The 20,180-nt window shown below is 63.7% G+C and carries 18 protein-coding genes; 10 read left to right on the top strand and 8 right to left on the bottom strand.

The genetic code is table 11. The features are described 5' to 3' along the window. The first annotated feature begins 77 nt into the window (after positions 1-77). The gene (locus BJD12_RS04625; RefSeq protein WP_005994277.1) at positions 78-2,090 is read left to right on the top strand and encodes a M13 family metallopeptidase; all 2,013 of its coding nucleotides are present in this window, start codon (positions 78-80) and stop codon (positions 2,088-2,090) included. A gap of 411 nt (positions 2,091-2,501) precedes the next feature. Here BJD12_RS04625 and BJD12_RS04630 read toward each other — a convergent pair whose 3' ends face one another. The 6 genes from BJD12_RS04630 to BJD12_RS04655 all read right to left on the bottom strand — a co-directional run bounded on the left by BJD12_RS04630 (position 2,502) and on the right by BJD12_RS04655 (position 8,355). Beyond that, positions 2,502-3,203: a rhomboid family intramembrane serine protease gene (locus tag BJD12_RS04630; RefSeq protein WP_039422194.1), complete on the bottom strand. Its 702-nt coding sequence runs from the start codon at positions 3,201-3,203 to the stop codon at positions 2,502-2,504. Positions 3,204-3,243: 40 nt separating this feature from the next. Then, positions 3,244-3,657, bottom strand: a complete 414-nt coding sequence (locus BJD12_RS04635) for an MGMT family protein (RefSeq protein ID WP_039422191.1) — start codon at positions 3,655-3,657, stop codon at positions 3,244-3,246. A 117-nt stretch (positions 3,658-3,774) separates the two neighbouring features. Beyond that, a complete protein-coding gene (gorA, locus tag BJD12_RS04640; RefSeq protein ID WP_005994283.1) occupies positions 3,775-5,145 on the bottom strand; it encodes a glutathione-disulfide reductase in 1,371 nt (456 codons plus the stop codon). Next, positions 5,142-6,392 (bottom strand): NAD(P)/FAD-dependent oxidoreductase, encoded by a 1,251-nt coding sequence (locus tag BJD12_RS04645; RefSeq protein ID WP_005994285.1) that lies wholly within the window; start codon positions 6,390-6,392, stop codon positions 5,142-5,144. Before BJD12_RS04645 ends, gorA begins: the two co-directional genes overlap by 4 nt. Positions 6,393-6,398: 6 nt before the next feature. Then, a complete protein-coding gene (locus BJD12_RS04650) occupies positions 6,399-7,643 on the bottom strand; it encodes a DUF418 domain-containing protein (RefSeq protein WP_005994286.1) in 1,245 nt (414 codons plus the stop codon). Between the two features lie 232 nt (positions 7,644-7,875). Then, entirely contained in the window at positions 7,876-8,355 is a 480-nt protein-coding gene (locus BJD12_RS04655; RefSeq protein WP_005994287.1) for an FKBP-type peptidyl-prolyl cis-trans isomerase, read from the bottom strand. Positions 8,356-8,465: 110 nt separating this feature from the next. Between BJD12_RS04655 and BJD12_RS04660 the strand changes: the two genes are divergently transcribed. The 8 genes from BJD12_RS04660 (at position 8,466) to BJD12_RS04695 (ending at position 17,681) form a co-directional block, all read left to right on the top strand. Then, positions 8,466-9,008 carry a C40 family peptidase gene (locus tag BJD12_RS04660; RefSeq protein WP_039422249.1) on the top strand — a complete coding sequence of 181 codons (543 nt, stop codon included), beginning with the start codon at positions 8,466-8,468 and terminating at the stop codon, positions 9,006-9,008. A gap of 109 nt (positions 9,009-9,117) precedes the next feature. Then, positions 9,118-9,867, top strand: coding sequence for a C40 family peptidase (locus BJD12_RS04665; protein WP_005994289.1), 750 nt, complete (start codon positions 9,118-9,120; stop codon positions 9,865-9,867). Between the two features lie 709 nt (positions 9,868-10,576). Then, entirely contained in the window at positions 10,577-11,161 is a 585-nt protein-coding gene (locus BJD12_RS04670; RefSeq protein WP_042828224.1) for a DUF4956 domain-containing protein, read from the top strand. A 91-nt stretch (positions 11,162-11,252) separates the two neighbouring features. Continuing rightward, positions 11,253-12,077 (top strand): polyphosphate polymerase domain-containing protein, encoded by an 825-nt coding sequence (locus BJD12_RS04675; RefSeq protein WP_050812882.1) that lies wholly within the window; start codon positions 11,253-11,255, stop codon positions 12,075-12,077. A 64-nt stretch (positions 12,078-12,141) separates the two neighbouring features. Then, on the top strand, positions 12,142-13,119 hold the full coding sequence (locus BJD12_RS04680; RefSeq protein WP_005994292.1) for an esterase-like activity of phytase family protein: 978 nt from the start codon (positions 12,142-12,144) through the stop codon (positions 13,117-13,119). Positions 13,120-13,150: 31 nt separating this feature from the next. Continuing rightward, positions 13,151-14,284 (top strand): OprO/OprP family phosphate-selective porin, encoded by a 1,134-nt coding sequence (locus BJD12_RS04685; protein WP_005994293.1) that lies wholly within the window; start codon positions 13,151-13,153, stop codon positions 14,282-14,284. Between the two features lie 26 nt (positions 14,285-14,310). Further along, on the top strand, positions 14,311-15,654 hold the full coding sequence (locus tag BJD12_RS04690) for a sigma-54-dependent transcriptional regulator (protein ID WP_039422175.1): 1,344 nt from the start codon (positions 14,311-14,313) through the stop codon (positions 15,652-15,654). Between the two features lie 74 nt (positions 15,655-15,728). After that, positions 15,729-17,681, top strand: coding sequence for a sensor histidine kinase (locus BJD12_RS04695; protein WP_005994296.1), 1,953 nt, complete (start codon positions 15,729-15,731; stop codon positions 17,679-17,681). Between the two features lie 97 nt (positions 17,682-17,778). Here the strand turns inward: BJD12_RS04695 and BJD12_RS04700 are convergent, their stop codons facing one another. Continuing rightward, positions 17,779-18,270, bottom strand: coding sequence for an acyl-CoA thioesterase (locus BJD12_RS04700; RefSeq protein ID WP_005994298.1), 492 nt, complete (start codon positions 18,268-18,270; stop codon positions 17,779-17,781). Between the two features lie 337 nt (positions 18,271-18,607). Between BJD12_RS04700 and BJD12_RS04705 the strand changes: the two genes are divergently transcribed. Further along, positions 18,608-19,339, top strand: a complete 732-nt coding sequence (locus BJD12_RS04705; RefSeq protein WP_042828227.1) for a hypothetical protein — start codon at positions 18,608-18,610, stop codon at positions 19,337-19,339. A 10-nt stretch (positions 19,340-19,349) separates the two neighbouring features. Here BJD12_RS04705 and BJD12_RS04710 read toward each other — a convergent pair whose 3' ends face one another. Continuing rightward, on the bottom strand, positions 19,350-20,177 hold the full coding sequence (locus BJD12_RS04710; RefSeq protein ID WP_005994303.1) for a class I SAM-dependent methyltransferase: 828 nt from the start codon (positions 20,175-20,177) through the stop codon (positions 19,350-19,352). Between the last annotated feature and the right edge of the window lie 3 nt (positions 20,178-20,180).

Raw genomic sequence — 20,180 nt, forward strand, 5'->3', positions numbered from 1 at the left:
CGGCGGCGGGCGCCTGCCTGCGCAGCGCGCAGCCTTGCTAAACTCCGCCGACTTTACTCTGGCCACTCTTCTTCTCGATGCCCACCATTCGCCCGCTTGCCCTCGCTCTTGGCTTCAGCCTGATCACGCTGCTGTCCGCTCCCGACGCCGACGCCGCTCGCAAGAAGAAGGCAGCCCCCAAGGCGCCGGCCGTGTCTGCGGCCTGCACCGATTTCTACGACTACGCCAACGCCGGTTGGCTCAAGGCCAACCCGGTCCCGCAGGCAGGCGCTGTCACCGCGCTGGGTCAGTTGTCCGAGCGCGCCCTGCAGCAGCAGCGCGAGCTGCTGGACGCGTCAATGAAGGCCCCGCAGGGCAACGTGCAGAAGCTGCTCGGCGACTTCTGGGCCAGCGGCCTGGACGAAGCCGCCGTCGAAAAGGACGGCTCCAATCCGATCGCTCCCCTGCTGTCGCGCATCGACGCGATCAAGAAGGCCAAGGATGTGCCCGCTTCGATCGCCGCGCTGCATCAGGTCGGTATCCCGGTCGGCTTCAACTTCGGCCCGGACGTAGACCTGAAGGCGCTGGACCGCCACATCGGCTACTTCATGCAGGGCGGCATGGGTTTGCCGGACCCGGCCTTCTACACCCGCACCGACGCCGACACCCAGGCGCTGATGGGCCGCTACCGCGCCTACGTCAAGCAGATCCTGGCGCTGACCGGTACCCCGGCCGACAAGCTCGACGCCGATGCCGCCTCCGTGCTGCAGATCGAAACCGCACTTGCGCGCAGCGCGCAGTCGGTGCAGGGCATCAATAACCCGTTCAATAACTACGCCCCGATCGCCACCAAGGACCTGACCAAGCAGTACAAGAACCTGCGCCTGGCCGACTTCCTGGAAGCACAAGGCGTCAAAGACGACCTAGTGTCGATGGCCGACCCGGCGATGTTCAAGCAGCTCGACAGCATGATCGTCAGCATCAAGCCGGACCAGTGGAAGGCCTATCTGCGCTGGCGCGTGGGCGATGCGATGGCGCCGTACCTGTCCAAGAGTTTCCACGATGCCGAGTACCAGTTCCGCGGCCGTCTGCTGCGCGGCGATGCTTTGCCGCCGCAGCGCTGGCAGCAGGTGCTGGACGCCATCAACGTGGCCGCTGGCCCGATGCTGGGTCGCGAATACGTCGCGCGCTACCTGAGTAGCGATACCCGCCGCCAGGCCGAGGCCATCGCCGACCAGGTCCGCGATGCGCAGCTGGCCGCGCTGGAGCGTACCGGCTGGGGCAATGGCGAGGCAGTTGCCGAAGCCAAGGCCAAGCTGACCGCGATGAAGATCGAAGTCGGCGCACCGCGACGCGATCTGGACTACACCGTGCAGCCGATGGGCCGCGGCAGCTTCGGCGGCAACATGCTGATCGCCTCGACCTGGCGTCACCGCGAGGAAATGAAGCGCATCGGCAAGGGCAACGCCGACCGTCGCTGGGACGTGCTGCCGCAGCAGCCGGCGGTGGCCTATGACATCGCACAGAACCGCCTGATCGTCACCGCTGCCGTGTTGCAGGCACCGGTGCTGACCACCGGCAGCACCGCAGCGGCCCAGTACGGCGCCTATGGTGCGCTGGTGGCGCACGAGCTCACCCGCGCGATCGATGCCAAGGGTTCGCTGGTCGACGCCAAGGGCGAGCTGCGCAGCTGGTGGACGCCTGCCGAGAAGAGCAGCTGGACTCAGCTGACCGGCAAGGTGGCCAACCAGTTCGCGGCTTACCCGTATCCGGGCGTGCCCAACGTCAAGGTCAACGGCGCGCAGACCGCCGAAGAAAACCTGGCCGACCTGGCCGGCATCGAACTGGCATGGCAGGCCTTCAGCAAGGCGCAACCTGCGGCCACCGAGGCCGACAAGCAGGCCTTCTTCACGGCCTGGGCCGGCCTGTGGGCACAGCAGTTGTCGCCGAACGAAGCGGTGCAGCGCGCCAGCGCCGACATCCGCGCACCCGGCCAGTGGCGCACCAACGGCCCGCTGTCCAACCTGCCGGAATTCGGTGCAGCCTTCAGCTGCAAGGCCGGCCAGCCGATGCAACGCGTGGAGGCAGACCAGATCAAGATCTGGCGCTGAGCTCTGAGACGATAGGCAATAAAAAGAGCGCGGATTCCGCGCTCTTTTTTTGTTGGCACTCGTGGCGGAAACTGCCTGATCTGCCTGATCTGCCTGATCTGCCTGATCTGCCTGATCTGCCTGATCTGCCTGATCTGTCCTTCGCCTGATCCGCTGTGAGCTCCATTCGCTTTCCGCTAGATCCGATTTCTGCCGGGCCGGACCTCTCCTTGGGTCCGCATTGCAGCCGGCGCGCTGCCCTATCCGCTGGTCGCTAGATGCTCCAGTGCCATGCCTGTTCCGACGATGTACCGTCTTCCGCCTTGCCCCGGCAGGAGCGGACCCGGCCGCGACGCGGCGTTACCGGCAAGCTCAATCGTAGCCAGCCCAGCTCCTACGGATCATGCCGACCCGGCAAACCGTCACCTTGACTCAACGCACCACGCGCAGCGGCGGCTTGCGCCCTTTTCCGCCGCCACCCTTACGGCCACCGCTGCCGCCAAACGGCGACTGGCCGCGCCAGTAGCGGATCATCAACCAGCCGAACAGCATGCCGCCCAGATGGGCGAAGTGCGCAACGCCCGGCTGCCAACCGGTCGCACCGAGAAACAATTCGATGGCGCCGAACACAATTACAAACGTCCGCGCCTTCATCGGGATTGGCGGGAACAGCAGCATCACGCGCTGATTCGGAAACAGCATCCCGTAGGCCAACAACAGCCCGAACACGCCGCCGGAAGCGCCCACCACCGGTGCACCACTGTGGGTAAACCAGGCCATCAGCAGCTGGCAGAGACCGGCGCCGGCCACGCACACCAGGTAGTAGGTCAGAAAACGCTTCTGACCCCAGGTCTGCTCCAGCGGCGCGCCGAACATGAAAAGCGCCAGCATGTTGAAGAACAGATGATTGAAACCACCATGCAAAAACGCATAAGTCAGCAACTGCCACGGCATGAAGCTGGCGCCCGGCGAGAACGCATCGAAGCCATTCGATATCGGCCACAGCATGAGCCATGACAAGGTGGAGTCGGATGGCAACACCCCCGCCCCCAGATCGCCCAAAGCCCATTGCAGCAGGAACAACCCGATATTGGCGATCAACAGTGCTTTGGTGACGGGCGGCAATTGAGGCATGGCGGCATCCTTTTGAATGCGGTCGATGATAACGGCAGCGTTATGAAGGACCCCACACGGCCGCATCCAAACGCTGCGCAGCCGTGGCGCGGCGGACCCGCCCTTGCACCACCGGCACCCCTTCGGCACGCAGGCGTTGGCATTGCTCGTCATAGCCCGATGACCCGGGCGGCAAGGCAATGCGGCCATCGCTGCGGAGGACGCGATGCCAGGGCAGATCAGGGTCGTCGTTGCCACTGAGCACACGCGCCACCATGCGTGCACGGCCAGGCAACCCGGCACGCGCGGCGACCTCGCCGTAGCCGGCGACCCGTCCGGCAGGAATGGCGCGGATGACGTCAAGAATGCGCAGCCGCACCTGCTCGCCTGAAGGCGCGGCCGGCTTTGAAGCAGGAGTCGCGGCCGACTTGGCAGATGCAAGTGGACTCAGCGCTGGCTGACGAGGCTTGGACATCAGGCAAGCATGCCAGCTGACGCGACTCAATGCCGACCGGGCCACGGGGCTTCTGCGATCAAGCGCGTCAACGAATGCTGCCTCGACGGCAAGAGTCAAAAGCCCCTAACCGATCCATCAATGCATCAAAACGATCTCTTCCGACGACGTCGGATGGATCGCTACCGTCTCGTCGAAGTCGCGCTTGGTGGCGCCCATCTTCACTGCCACGGCAAAGCCTTGCAGCATTTCGTCCGCACTTTCGCCAAGCAAATGCAAGCCGACCACGCGCTCTTCGTCACCCACGCAGACCAGCTTGAACAGGCTACGTTGTGGTGCGTCGGCCAGGGCATGCAGCATTGGCCGGAAGTTACTGCGATACACACGTACCGCGCCGTCGTAGCGCGCGCGCGCCTGTTCTTCGGTGAGCCCGACATGGCCCAGCGGCGGGTGCGAGAACACCACGCTCGGCACACCTTCGTAGTCCATGCGTGCCTCCGGTTGATTGCCGAACAGCCGGTCCATCAACTTGCGTCCGGCCACGATTGCCACCGGTGTCAGTCCGACCTTGCCGCCGACATCGCCGATCGCATGGATATTGGGCACCGTGGTGGTCTGACCGTCGTCCACCACCACCTCGCCCTTTTCGCCCAGCGCTACCCCCACAGAGTCCAGCCCCAGGCCTGCAGTGTTGGCCCGCCGACCGACGGCGAAGAACACCTTGTCGAACACGTCGTTACCCTGCTCGCGCGGGTGCGCCGGATGGCCATGCACCCGCAGCCCGCCCTGCGCATCGCGCTCAAGGCCGGTGGTGGTGAAACCGAAATGCAGGCGCACGCCGAGATGGCGCAGGTTATCGGCCAGTTGCAGCGTCAGTTCCGCATCGAAGCGTTCCAGCAACCGGTCGCCCTGCACGTACAGATGCACGCGGCTGCCCAACGCTTGCAGCAGCCCGGCGATTTCCACCGCAATGTAGCCACCGCCAACGATCGCCACGTGCGCAGGCGCATGACAGAGATTGAAGAAGTCGTCGGAGACTTCGCCATGTTCGGCGCCCTCCACACTTGGACGCAAGGGATGCGCACCGGTTGCAATCACGATGTGCTCGGCCGTCACCGCAACCCCATCGCTGCCCATGATCGTATGGCGGTCCTGTAACACGCCGCGTTGCGGAATGAGCACCACGCCATCTTCATCGAGTCGACGCCGATAACTGGCGTGGATGTTGGCGATATAGCCTTGCCGATGGGTTACCAGTTCCTGCCATTCCAGCGTCGGTCGCGGCACCTTGAACCCCAGCGCACTAGCCAGCTCGATCTTGCCGGCCAGATCGGCCGCCAGCCACATCGCCTTTTTCGGCACGCAACCAAGATTGACGCAGGTGCCGCCCAACTCATTGGGCTCCATGATCGCCACGCGTGCGCCATGTTTTGCCGCCCGAAATCCGGCCGCCAGTCCGCCGGAACCGCCTCCGAGGATCACCACGTCGTAGTCGTAGCGCGCACTCATGCGAATCGCTCCGCCCGGTAAGGATGCGGGTCCAGCGCAGGTGCGCGGCCCGTGATCAGGTCGGCCATCAATTTTCCGCTTGCAGTGCTCATGCTGATGCCGAGCATGCCATGCCCCGCTGCGAGCCAGACGTGAGGACATGCCGGCGCCGCACCCAACACCGGCACATCGTCCCAGGTCATCGGCCGCCATCCGTACCAGCGCTCGATCACTGCAGGTCCGCACGGCGCGTGCAGGTATTGGGCCGCCGCACGTTCCAGCGCTGCCAGGCGAGTAGGCGTGAGCTGCGTGTTGCGACCGGAAAATTCCATCGTGCTGCCGATCCGCAGCCGGTCACGCCATGGCACGACAAATACCCAGCGATCCTTCAACACCACCGGGCGACGCGGCATTAGCGAGGGAGCGCTATAGGTGATCGAATAGCCCTTGCCGGCCTGCACCGGCAGGCGCACGCCCAGCTGCGCAGCCAATAGCGGCGACCACGGCCCGGTAGCGATGACCGCCTCGCGCGCCTGCAGCGCACCGTGTTCGGTCTGTACGCGTACACCGGATGCATCGGGCAGCACGCCTTCCACGCGGCAATGTTCATCGATCGTCGCACCGTGGCTGCGCAACACCCTGGCCAGCTCTGCGGTGTAGCGCTCCGGGCGCAGATGCGCATCGCCAGGAAAATGGATCGCGCCGGCAATCCCAGTGCGAAACGCCGGATCCTGCCGCAGGTAGTCGTCCGCTTCGATCACGCGCGCCTGGATCCCCCACTGCGCCAGCACCGCACATTCGTCGCGATACTGCGCAAAGCGACGTGCGTCGCCAAATACATAATCCAGCCCATCGTTGCGGTACTCGCAGTCCAATGCATAGCGTGCGACCCAGTCATCCAACCGAGCACGCGCGTCGTGCAGCAACGCCGCACGCGCCTGCGCGCTGGCCTGCCAATCGCGCGCATTGCAGCGCTGGGCAAACCGCAGCAACCAGCGCCACAACCCAGGATCAAGACGCGGCGGGATATACAGCGGCGCATCCGGGGTCAGCATCCACTTCAGCGCCTGGGTGATCATGCCGGGTGCCGCCAGCGGTGGCGCATGACTTGGCGTGATGGTGCCGCAGTTGCCATGCGAGGTTGCCGCGCCAATCGCGCCGGCATCGAGCACGCGTACCTGACGGCCCGCCTCCACCAATGCCAGCGCGGTGGCCAATCCGATCGCGCCCGCACCGATCACCACCACGTCTTCGCGCACGGCGGCCATCGCGTGCTATCCAGCACGCGCGTTGCCGCGCCACATCGGCGGCACACGCAGATAGGTCACGCTGCGCCACAGCCATTCAATCGGCCCGAAACGGAACCAGCGCAGCCATAGCTGGCTCAGCACCACCTGCAAGGCGAACAGCCCTGCCGCGAACGGCAGTTGCCACACCCGCGGCAGTTGCTCGAAATATCCCAGCCCGTATCCATAGAAAATCCAGGTACACAGCAGTGACTGCAGCAGGTAGTTGCTCAACGCCATGCGTCCAGCCGGCGCAAGCCAGGCAAGATGCGGCGCGAAGCGCACCACCCACGCGACGTAGCCCAGGCTCATCAGCGGGCCGGCGATCAACGCCATCGCGAATGCGCCGGACAGGCGCAGGCTCAACCGCGCCGGGTCCATCCACGGTTCCATTGCATAGCTCAGCAACATCACGCCCAACCCAAGCGGCAAGGCGCCGTAGCGCAACATTCGGAACAACCGCGGGAAGCGCTTTGGCGCGGCAATCGCGCCAAAGCGCACGAACCAGCTCCCCAGCAGGAACATGCCGAGCATGGCCGGGCCGTTGATGCTCAACCCGCTCATTGCTTCGCGCAGATCGTGCCAGCGCTGCACAGTCGCCTGCAGATACGTGCCGTGCCCGAGCGCAACGCGCTGTGCCTGCACATTGGCCACAGCCTGCTGCGCGACATCGGCCATGGCCGTTTTCCACTCCACCGCAGACGCCTGGTCGGCCTGCATCAGTGCACCGGCGACGCCGTACAGCAGCACCAGCGCCGGCGCGCAGAGGTACACCAGCGCGGCAAGCCATGGCAGCGTCACCGTCGGCGCATTGCGAGCGCCAAGCAGCAGCAACGCCAGCAGTGCATAGGTCACCAGAATGTCGCCCGACCACAACAGCAGCGCATGCGCCAGACCGATGACCAGCAAGCCGGCCGTGCGCCGCAGATACATGCCGAAAAACCCGCGCCCGGCGCGTTCGGCGCGCTGGGCCATCACCGCAAACCCCATGCCGAACAGCATCGAAAACAGCGTGTAGAACTTGCCCTGCACAAAGATGTAGACCAACGCATCGGCAACCCGGTCGGCACCCTGCCAATGCGGCTCCACGCCGCTCAGCGCCAGATCCAGCGGCCCGGCGAAAGCTTCGATGTTCATCAGCAAGATGCCGAGCAACGCAACGCCCCGCAGGACGTCAAGTACGACGATGCGCTCGGTTGCAGCAATGGGTAACAGCAGATCGCGTTGTGTCATCGCAGCTCAGGCACCCGGAAGCAGGGGGACGCACCGTAAAAAGCAGACGGCCCGCCGAGGGGGCGGGCCGTCAGGAATGGAGCTATCAATGGCTACGGCCAGCACCATGGTGGGCGTCATTAGCAACCGGCTACGGGTGCCACGCAACCCTCCGCGTGCAAACGCGCCGCGCGCTGGTGACAACGGCCGGGCATCCCGGACGATGGCCGCGCAGCGGTGTTGACCGCCGCACTTAGTGGTGATGACCGCCGTCGCCGTGCACGTGCCCGTGATCGCGCTCTTCCTGGGTGGCTTCGCGCACCTCGATGATCTCCACGTCGAAGTGCAGATCCTTGCCGGCCATCGGGTGATTGAGGTCGACGTCGACCACGCTCATGCCGACCTTCTGGACGGTGACTGCGCGCGGGCCGAAGTTGGTCTGCAGCACCACCTGGGTGCCCGGGACCAGCTTGGTGGCGCCGAAGTGCTTCTTGGGCACGCGCTGGCTCAGGCCTTCGCGGTATTCACCGTAGGCCTCGGTGGCCTTGACGTCCACGCCGAAGCTCTCGCCGGCTTCCTTGTCCATCATGGCCGCTTCCAGGCCCGGGATGATGTTGCCGTGGCCGATCATGATCGCCAACGGGTCACGCTCCTTGGAGCTCTCGATCGGCTCCTGGCCAATCTCCGAAACGGTGTAGTGGAAGCGGACGACGCTGTCTTTTTCGATCTTCATGCGTAGCTCTGAATGAGGCTGCCCGGTGGCAGAGGATGGAGGACGGCTTGTCGGCCGCCGGGTGCGCCGCCATCATGGCGACCTTCCGAACCGCCCATTATCCCGGCTCCATGCATATCACGCCAGTTTTCGCCGTCCGCGCGCACCGCGCGACGGCCTGTTTGCTGCTGGGCCTGCTCCTGCTGGGCGGCTGTTCGTCCAAGCCACCGGTGCGCCGCCCGTCCGCCCCGCCACCGGCGGCGCGCGTGTGGCCGCAGGTGCCGCCAGCCCACCCGGCCGCCGCCAACAACATCCTGATGCGTGCCCTGGGCCTGGTCGGCACGCCCTACCGGTTCGGCGGCAACACGCCAGAGACCGGTTTCGACTGCAGTGGCCTGGTCACCTATGTCTACAAGGATGTGCTGGCGCTGTCGTTGCCGCGCACCTCACGCGACCTGGCCGCCATCCAGGGCCCGCGGATCCCGCCAGAGAAGCTTGCGACGGGGGACCTGGTCTTTTTTGGATCTGGCGGAAGCGTGAGCCACGTCGGTATTTACGTCGGTGAAGGCCGCTTTGTGCATGCCCCGACCACCGGCGGTACAGTCCGTTTGGATTTCCTCGATGGCGCCTATTGGCGTGACCATTATTCAGGTTCAAAGCGGGTTTTGCGTTGAAATGTGACGTGCGTCACAAGTAACAAAACGGAAAGTTAACTTATTTTGAACGTAACGATTCGTTCACCAGGGCATCATCCCGCATCGACAGCAGAATTGTGATTCCCGCGTGACGAACGACGAACAGACCAAAACTGGCGCCGCACCGCTTCCGCTCCGGAAACCGCTCCGCCTGCTATGCGCCACCGCTCTCTGGATTGCAGCGCTGCCCGCTCTAGCGCAGACCGCCAATCCCGCCTCATCCGCTCCGCAGACGACCACGCCAGAGAGCGCCGTCGCCGCAGAGAAAGCCGCTACCCGCAGCCGCGCCGACGCCGCTGCCACTGCAACACTGGCCGCCCTGCTTCCGCACCTGGCCGCCAATGACGCCATTCCGCTGATGGACCGCTCGGCGATGTTCGCCGGCGACCTCAGCCGCCTGCTTGCCAATTACGATGTATCGCAGAGCGCTGCCAATGCTGCGCAGAACGCCGTCGCAGACAGCCGCGTGCAGGTAATCCTGCAACGCGCCATGGCTCTGCTCGGCACCCCTTATGTCTGGGGCGGCGAGTCCACCGAAGGCTTCGACTGCAGCGGTTTGGTCGGCTATGTGTTCAAGACCGCGCTCGGCATCGACCTGCCACGCGTTTCGCGTGACATCGCCCGCGATGAATCTGCAGAACTGATCAAGGACCCGAATGCGTTGAAGGCCGGCGACCTGGTGTTCTTTGGCAAGCGCGGTCGCATCGATCATGTCGGCCTGGTGGTTGGCGACGGCAAGTTCCTGCACGCGCCCAGCCGCGGCAAGGACGTACGCGTCGATTCGCTGGCCAGTGGCTACTGGAGCGAGAAGTTCATCCAGGCGCGCCGGGTGCTTTAACGCTCCAGTGAATCGCAAACACCGCCGCGGCCCAGCCGCGGTTTTTTTTGCATTCGTAACTGACGGCGCGGGGGTTGCCGCACGAGCCACAGGGGAGCCCCGTGGTGGACGGTCTCACCAGATCGATCGCACGATCAATCAATGCATGCGCCGGTCCGTCGATGCGGTAGGCAGCACCTGCGCGATCGTGCCACGGAAAGCTGTGCAAAGCCCATCTCGTGGATCGGCAAGTCACGCGGTCCGTTCGCAACGCGTCCGCAGCGCCATGGGGCAGCGACCGCCTGACGTTGTAGCTACGGGGGCAACCAATCGCCGGCTCTGACGGCTGAACCCCTGCCGCCGCTCAGCTCACGCATGCTACGGCGTAACCGCACTACGAGACGATGCTCGATCGGCGGCGAAGCCGAAGGCGCAGTTCAAGGCGCGCAATGCGACCCGTACGAACACCGTACACACGCCAACGCCAACGCAGACACGATCCGAGCCGTAGCGTGTGTATGGATTCCAGAATCCAGTCCAGATCCTGGAATTGCCAGATACCGGAGCCACGCCCGACGGTGCTGACGGCACTGGTCGCACAACCAACGTCGGCCGTATCCGCCTGATAAACAACACATTCGAGCGTCGATTCAGTTCTGCTGTCGAGGTTGGCACGCGTTCTGCTTAGAACACGGTAAACGCGGCATTCCGCCCGTCCCGGAGTAGAGCCTTGTCATCCGCATTGATCCATACGCCGTTCTTCGAACTGTTTGCGCGTTTCGGTATAGACCTCGCCGCCGTCCTAGCATTGATCTTCGGCATGTACTACCGCCGCCATCAGGACAAGGAGCTGGTGACCGCCGCAGCCCTGTTCAATATCTTCGTGTTCGCGGTGCTCACGATTCTTTCGAGCGTGCAGTTCAGCGTTGCGGCCGGCTTCGGCCTGTTCGCCATCCTGGCGCTCTTTACGCTGCGCTCGGAACCGATCACCAAGATCGAGATCACCTACTTTTTCGGCAGCGTTGCGATGGCGGTGATCTGTTCGGTGCAAGGCACCACGTTGCCGCTCATCTCCGCCACGGTCGTGCTGGTTCTGCTGGGCGCTTACGTCTTCGACCACCCGCGAATCGTTCGTTCGGTCGAGAACATCAAGATCACCTTTGATCAGATCCATATTCACGCGCTCTCCGACCCGAAGGCGATGAACGCAAGTATCGCCGAGCGGCTAGGCGTAGATGTTGTGTCTTACGAGGTCCGCGCCATCGATTACCTCAACGACACCGTGAGCATGCGGATCTTCTACCGCAAACCCTGAGGAGACGAACATGAACCCCTGCGCTTTTCACCCCATGTTTCCGCACCAACGCGTCGCCGAACGGGCGTCCATCTTTCCACCGATCAGGGAGATGACCCCACAACCGGATCGCATCGACAGGCCCGCTGATGCCCCCGATTTGAATCCAGAGCAGCAGTTTCGCGCCATCGGCCTGGAACGACTCAACGCCACTGCATCGATGCTGATCCGACGCGACAACAAGTACGTGGTTCACAAAGATCGGCTAGCGCCCGCATGGGCCGAGCTGATCGGAAAGTTCGACATTCTGGAGATCGACGGCAAGCGAGATTTCATCTACGACACCTGCTATTTCGACGACCCGGAACATACCAGTTACTTCGACCACCACCGTGGACGGCGCCAGCGCTGCAAGATTCGCATGCGCCACTATGTCGACGCGCAGCTGTGCTTTGCCGAAATAAAACTCAAGGGCAAGCGCGGCCAGACCGAGAAGCGCCGGATCGCCTGCTCGCTGGATCAATATGGCGTGCTGGATGCGCGCGCACAGGAACAGATCCGCGCGGCCTATCGCGAGCTATATGCGCGTGAGCTCACTCAGGTACTGGAACCCATCTGCTGGATGCGCTATCGCCGGACCACGCTGGTTGCCAGGAATGGTGGTGAACGCATGACGATCGATCGCGGCATGGTGTTCATGGATAACGACGGCAGCTGCGAAATCGACGACGACCTGGTCATTGTCGAAACCAAGTCGGGTAACGCCAACGGCATTGCCGACAAGGTGTTGCGCGTCCTGCACCAGCACCCCACCAACAGCGCGTCCAAGTACTGCGTCAGCCTGGCCGCGCTGGGCAAAGTCTCCAAGTACAACAAATTACTGCCCGCACTGCGCAAGCTCGCCGCGGTTCCCACTTGCAAGGCCCCGACTGCCTGACGCACCCAGGTCACGCACAAGCCGGCCCCACACCGTGCGGGCTCTTTGTCGAGAGGACACTCCCATGCATTTCAATGTATTGCTCACCGCCGCCCTGGTCGGCGTCGGGCTGTTGACGACGTGCGCACAGGACGCACACGTCAACTCCGCGAACAAGGTTCCATCACATACCGATACCGAGCAGCCGTCATCCGGTGCTTCCGTAGAGCCGCAGCGATTTACGCTGGCACCGACGACCATGGTAGACGGCATCCACCTCACCGAACTGTCCGGCCTGGCTTGGGATGCAGACGAGAATTTGCTGTATGCGGTCTCCGACAACGGCTACGTATTCCACTTCCGCCTGGTGCTGGACGGCAACAGGATCACGCGCATCGAGCCGGTCCACGCCGCCGCGTTGGTCGATGCAACATCCGGCTTACCTCCCAAGGCGTTCAATGCCGAAGGGCTGGCGGTCAATAACTCCGCCAATGGCGTAGCAGGCGATACTGAACTGGTGGTGGCGCTGGAAGACAAGTTGCCCCGGATCGCCCGTTTCCGCCCAAACGGCGCCCTCCTGGGCGATGTGGCCGTGCCCTCGCCCGCCAACGATTTGAGCCATTACCGCAAGAGCGGGCGTGGGCTGGAGAGCGTGGCACTGCATCCGGCCTACGGTTTGTTGACCGCGCCCGAATCGCCGCTGCTGGGGCAGAGCGAGGACCGCCATACGGTGTATGCCAAGCAACGGGACTGGTCGTTCCGGCGCCACTCGCCGCAGAGCCGCCTCAAGGGCCTGGACCTGCTCCCCGACGGCAGCGTGCTGGTGCTTGAGCGCAACAAGACCGGCACCAAGGACGTGTTCGGGGCCAGCGTCCGCCGGCTGGATCTCGGTGCCTGCGGCAGCGACGGGTTGTGCGCGACAGAGACCGTGGCCGTGCTTCCTGCCGGACCGGACAACTTCGAAGGCATGACCCTCATCGATCCGCAGCATCTTCTGCTGGTGAGCGATAACGCCGGCCTGGTGACGCAGGGCACCGACTTCGTGCTGGTACCGCGTTCATGACGCTGTCTGCGTTATCCAAGGGGATGCTGACATGAGCACCGCACTGCGGGCTGCGTTGGCGGCGGCGTGCCTTGCCGCACTGACGCAAGCGCACGCTGCCGAGTTGCGCGTCGGTGGCCGTGTGCACGTGGATTACGCCGCCTACCGGGCCGATGTCAGACAGCTCGACGATGCGTTTCTGCTGCGTCGTGCCAAACTCGATGTGGAAGGCAAGCTCACCGATGATTGGTCGTTCGAAGCCGCCTACGACTTCGCTGCGGTCTACAGCGTCACCGACACCGGCACCCGCAAGGAAGGCGCATTCAAGGAGGGCTTCGACGGCGTTTCGTTGCAATACGACGGCTGGAAAGCGGCCGATCTGGAGTTCGGCCAGTTCAAGGTGCCGTTCGGGCTGGAAGAATTGAACAGCTCCAACAACATCACCTTCATCGAACGGGCGCTGGTGAGCGATGCATTCGCGCCATCGCGCCGGATCGGCGTGGGGGCCAGCAGGAACCGCCAGCGCTATACCCTATCGGCGATGGGCTTCGGCTCGTCGATCGATGCACGCGACAAGGGTCACGGCGCAGCCGTGCGGGCCACCTACACTCCCATCAATACCGGCCAGGGCGGCGCGCTCGTGCATCTGGGTCTGGCGGTCTCGCTCGAGCACCCCAGCGACGACGTCAAATTCAATGCACGGCCCGAATCGCGTGCCCTGGATGTGCGTTTCTTGAACACCGGCAACCTGGACAACATCGACCGCATCGATCGTCTCGGACTGGAAGCCGGTGCGAATGCTGGCCCCGCCTCGCTGCAGGCGGAATGGATGCGCGCGGCGATCAAGCGTGATCACGGTGACCCGGACGCGCAGTTACAGGGCTGGTACGTCATGGGCAGTTGGGTGCTCACCGGTCAGTCACGCCAGTACCGGCACGGCAGGTTTCGCAGCGTGTCGGTGCAACCGTCGGCCGGTGCCTGGGAGTTGGCCGCCCGCTTCAGCCATCTGGATCTGGACGATGGCGGCGTGCGCGGCGGCGAGGAAGACAACATCACCCTCGGCCTGAACTACTACCTCAATGATCGCGTGCGTATCATGCTCAATCACATCGACGTACACAGCGAGCGCAGGGGCAGGAAAGACAACCCGCAGATCCTGCTGCTGCGCACACAATTGTCGTTCTGAGCAAGCGTGGCGGCAGGAGACCAAGATTGGCAAGAACACGAATTCTGATTGTCGACGATGAAGACAGCATCCGTTTCGGCATGCGCGACTTCCTGGAATCGCGTGGCTACGACGTCATCGATGCCGAAAGTTGCCAGCGGGCGCGCGAGCTGTTCCAGGCCTCCTCGCCCGATGTCGCAGTCATCGATTACCGGCTGCACGATGGCAGCGCTATCGATCTGTTGCGCGATTTCAGGCAGATCGACCCGGATGTCCCCCTGATCGTGCTGACCGCCTATGGATCGATCGATCTGGCGGTGCAAGCGATCAAACAGGGAGCCGAGCAGTTCCTGACCAAGCCGATCGAGATGCCGGCGCTGCATGCCATCGTCAAACGCCTGCTGGCCAACCGGCGGCTACAGCGCCAGCAGCAGGTGACAAGCAAGCGCGAACAGCGCGAACGGGTCAACCCGTTGCTGGGCGAAAGCCCAGCCATCCGCATGCTCGCCGAACAGGCCAGCAAGGTAATGGCCAGCGATAGCCCCATCCTGATCCTTGGCGAAACAGGCACCGGCAAGAGCATGCTCGCCAAGTGGCTGCACCACCACAGCGCGCGCGCCGAGGAGCCTTTCGTGGACCTGAATTGCGCCGGGCTGTCGCCGGAGTTTCTGGAAACGGAGTTGTTCGGCCACGAAAAAGGCGCCTTTACCGGCGCAAGCGCCAGCAAGCAGGGCATGCTCGAGATTGCCGATGGCGGCAGCGTCTTTCTGGATGAAATCGGCGATGTCGACCCACGCGTGCAACCCAAGCTGCTCAAGGTGCTGGAAGAGAAACGGTTCCGCCGCATGGGCGCGGTGCGCGAACGTGAGGTGGACATCAGGCTGATTGCTGCCACCCACCACGACCTTGGCAGCAAGGTGAAGGCAGGAACGTTTCGCAGCGATCTGTATTTCCGCATCAGTAGCATCCCGTTGACCATGCCGGCCCTGCGCGACCGCAAAGAAGACATCCTGGCGCTTGCGTCCACACTGCTGACACGTCTGGCAACCGACCCGGCGCGGCGCGTCCAGCTGAGCGAGGATGCGCAACAGGCGCTGCTCGACTACCCGTGGCCGGGCAATATCCGCGAACTACGCAATGTGCTTGAGCGCGCGGCACTGCTGTGCCATGGCGATAGCATTACCCGACGCGACCTGCGTTTCGAGCCGGCATCGGCGCAGGATGCGCAGGTCCCCGCCCTGGACCTCACGCTTCAGCAACTCGAACGGCAGCACATCCAGCGGGTGCTGCGCGATGTGGGCGGCAAGGTGGAGCAGGCGGCGGTGCGGCTGGGAATTCCACGCAGCACGCTGTATCAGAAGATCAAGATGCACGGCATCGGCACCGCGTAAACCATTCCCGAACGGGCGCGCGTCGCAGCGTCGGGGCATTCACGCGTCGCGACAGCAGCGCAGAGGAACACGACATGGTCAAGGCGAAGATTTACGCAGGCATCGCGATCATCGTCGCCTTCGGGGTGATGTCCATGCTCTACGTCCATCGCGGACTAGACGAGGTCGTCGGCCATCTGACCAAGCTCGAACAGATCGATGCGCCGTTCAGCATCGCCGCCCTCGAGATGGAAAAAAACGTCGGCGAATATGCGTATGGCGTCCTGCAATACGTTGCACAACCGTTGCCGGATATCCGCGCAGAAACCGCCAACGACAGCGCCGACTTTTCCCGCTATCACGCCAACTACATGCAGTTGAGCAGCACCGAGAGGGAAATCGAGCTGGGGCGCCACCTTGCCGCCGAGTTCAAGACATTGTCCGGTATTGGTACGACGTTGATGGAAAAGCGCGACGCGCTCGATGCCTCCTTCGAACGCATCACCGGGCTGTTGAATCAGATCGACGCACTGGCCGACCACCGCATGCTGGCGGTGGCGCCCAGCCGCGAACCGGCGCGACGGCAGACGCTGGTCGCCATAGGGAACCTGGAAAGCCAGGCCGCCAGAACGGGGTTCTGGCTCTCGGCATACGCACGCAGGCCGACGGCGCAGGCGACCTCGCAGTTGCTGGAAAAAGTCGCAGAACTCGACAGCGCAGTCGCCGGCTACAGGCGCCTGTCACTGGGACCGGAAGAGCGTCGGCTCGCGGCGGAGGTCGAGACATTGCGCGTGCAGGTCCGGCATGGTGTGGATGAGCTGCTTGCAGGCGAAGACGCCATCAATACGATGGCGATGCAATTCGTGCGGCTGCAAAACGCCATCGACGACGTCTCCGACGAAGAGATCGAACCGTTGGCGGCGAAGGGGCTGACGGCGCCGCAGAAAGAGGCAGACCGCATTGCGGTGCGCGTGCTCAACATGCTCGGCTATGCCATCCCGCTGTATCTGGTTGTGGCGTTGGTCGTGGGCGCCTTACTGATCATGACCGTCGTCAGACCATTGAGACGGCTGGCATCGGGTACCAAGGCCATCGGCGACGGCGACCTGGCCTATCGCATCATCGAGCACGGCAAGGACGAGTTCGACGCGCTGGCGCAGCAGTTCAATCTGATGGTGGCACGACTGCAGGAAAGCACTGTCTCCAAAGCACTACTGGAAGCCAGCGAGCAGAAGCTGCGGCTGACGGTGTCGGAATTGCGCCAGGAAATCGAGGAGCGCGAGCTCTCCGAGCGGGAACGCGCGAAGCTGCAGGCCGAGTTGCGTCGCAGCGAGGCCATGGCAGCCATCGGTGCGTTGATGGCAGGCGTTGCCCACGAGGTGCGCAACCCATTGTTCGGCATTTCATCGACACTGGATGCTATGGAGGCCGGCTCCAACCACGTCGGAGGACGGCATCGGGAAGTATTGCGCCGCGAGGTGCGCAGATTAAACAAGTTAATGACCGACCTGCTCGAATACGGCCGGCCGCCAACCGATACGTTCGCCAGTGGCCGCCTCGGCACTGTCATCGCCGAAGCCAGCCACATCTGCGGCGCCACCGCCGATGCGGCCGAGGTTGCGATCGTCAATCAGGTGGACACCTGCGACGGCGCGATGCAGATGAATCATGGCCGCATGCTACAGGTGTTCGTCAACCTGATCGAGAACGCAGTGCAGCACGCACCTGCTGGCAGCGAGGTGACCATCAGCGCCAGCATGATCGAGGACAATGGCCAACGGCTAGTGGAGTGTTGCGTTCAGGATCGGGGCGCAGGCTTCGCCACCGACGACCTGCCGTTCCTGTTTGATCCATTCTTCACCCGGCGTCGCAAGGGCACGGGGCTGGGGCTGGCGATCGTTCAGCGCATTGTCGAACAGCATAAGGGCACCATCGCGGCACACAATAGCGCACAGGGCGGTGCCGTCATGGTGCTGCGTCTGCCGCTCATCGCGAGTAGCCACGACGGCGAACCTGTCGTGGTGACCGATGACACAGGCAACGACTAGGCGCTTGATCAATCCGCTGCGCCGGCATCGTGTGAGCGATGAATTGCCCGAATGCCGCTAGCCGCCGCAGCCTGCACATCGGCAGCAGCGCGCCAAGTCAGCGGTCAGTATCGGCCTTGTAGTGCGCCATGGTGTCCTCGATACCCTTGCTCAGCTCCATCACCTTGAGCGCGTACTCAGCCAAGCGTTGATCCTCGGGCGTATCCGGTCGCCAGGAAGGCACTTCCACCGGCGTGACGCCATCCGGGTCCATCGCCACGAAGACGATGATGCAATGGGTACACAGCCGCGAGTCGCCGCCCATCGGGCTGCGCGCACGTACGTCGATGGCGAAATGCATGCTACTGCGCCCGGTGTAGACCAGTTTGGCCGACACTGCGACCAGATCGCCGATGCGTACCGGCGCCACGAAGCGGATCCCGCCCACCGCCACTGTCACGCAGTAGTGTCCACTCCAACCACTGGCCGCAGCAAAGCCAACCTGGTCGATCCACTTCATCACCACCCCGCCATGCACCTTGCCGCCGAAGTTGACGTCGCTGGGCTCGGCCAGAAAACGAAATGTCAGATCACGTTGTTGGCCAATCACTGGACGCTCTCGCTGGGGATGGATTGGAAGTGTGCCATGCGCGCGCGTTGAAGGGATTCGCCCCCGCGCACTCGGATGCGCCGACGGCAAGCATGTCCCTGCGCCTGCCTCGCAGGTGCCTCATGCCCACCGCACGTGATTACCGACTTACACGCACCGAACGCGTGCCTCTCAAGTATTGGTGCGCAATCGCCTGTCCGCTTCACGCCGGCCAGATCACCATCGACCACCGTGCCTTGACACATGACACATCTGAAGCAAGCACGTGCATGCATTAGGGTAAGTCACTTACTCTCGGCATCCGGGCAAGGCCGCCCGCAGCAGGAAGCAGTACGTCATGTCGGACCGAAGACGAGTCAGCATCGAACAAGCACGGCGGCATCTGGAACGCGACGGATGGCCACGCGTGCAGATGAGCGCCATCGTGTTGATCACCGCAACAGGCGGGTTGCTGGCCTCGTTTCTGCTGCGCAATGCCGGCGTCGATGCGATGGCCGTCCGCTATCCGATCGCGACGCTGTTCGCGTACGGCGTGTTTTTGCTGCTGATGTGGGCGTGGCTACGCTGGCGTAACGACATCGACGGTGACGTCGTGGAGGACTGCGTCGACCTCGGCAGCAGCGCGGCGCAAGACACCTCGGGATGGGCGGGCCACGGCGGCAATTCCAGCGGCGCGGGTCGTTCCGGCACGTGGAGCACGCCATCCGGGTCCACCTCGGATGTTTTGGGCGACAGCGAACTCCCCGCCTTCGTCGATGGCGATGCCGCACTGCCGATCGTGGCCGTAGTGATAGTGCTGGCCGCCGCGGCAGTGGCAATCGTGGCTGCCGCTTGGGTGGTGTGGTCGGCGCCAGTCTTGATGGCCGAGCTTGTGGTGGACGCGGCGCTGGCAGGTGGGCTGTATCGACGCATGCGCGGCGTGCAGGCGCAAGGCTGGTGGTGGTTGTGCGTTCGCCACACGCTGTGGCCGCTGATCGGCGTGTTGGCGTTCTTTCTCGTGGTCGGCGCAGTCGCGCAGCACAAGGCGCCGCAAGCAACGACGTTGGTGGAGGCCCTGCAAGGGCGATGACGCAGCCGAGTTACCGCCCCTGTTTGTCCTGCTTGCGAAGACACAACCATGGAAAATGCGGCTGACGCAGCTTGAGCATGCGGCGCACGCGCGCACCCAGGCGCCGCGGATCGAACAGCCACTGCACCGCGAACGCGTCAAAGGCGGCGTAGGTGTGCTGGTGATATTGCTCGGCCAACGCAGGCACGCCCAGACCAGTGAAATAGCGCAGGCTGCGTGCAGCGCTTTGGTCGGCACGCTGCCGGTCTGGATACAGCGGACTGTCGAGGATGTGCAACTCGCCACCGTCGCGTAGCTGCGCAAGCAGGTGGCGTATCAGGGCAGCAGGATCCGGGAAATACTGGATGCACGCCGGCACCACGATGACGTCGAAGACATCGTGCGGCAACGCAAAGGTCTGGATATCGGCAGCGACGAAACTCAGCCGTTGGTCGTGGCCGAAGACACGCGCGGCCTGCGTGAGCTCGGTGCGATTGACGTCGATGCCGCACACATCACGCTGCAGCGATTGCGCCAGCAGCTGCGATAGCCAGCCATTGCCGCATCCCAATTCCAGAATGGCGCCCTCGCCGGCGCGTGCTTGCAGGTGCTGCACCAGCAATGTGCTCGACAGCGCGCGCACCTGCCATTCCAGGCTGGTACCGAGCTTGCCGCTGGGGCGCGGCAGGCTGCGGACCTGCGCATCGGTATATAACCGGCCTTCCTTGCGCCGCACCTCCAGATAGCGATCCTCGAAGGGATCGTCGGCAAGCGTACGTTGGACGAACACGCCATCCACGATGGCCAGCTCGGGCAGTTGCGCCAGGTGCTCGCGCAACACAGGGAATCCCACCGTCATGCG

This window comes from Xanthomonas vesicatoria ATCC 35937, assembly GCF_001908725.1.
Taxonomy (GTDB): Bacteria; Pseudomonadota; Gammaproteobacteria; order Xanthomonadales; family Xanthomonadaceae; genus Xanthomonas; species Xanthomonas vesicatoria.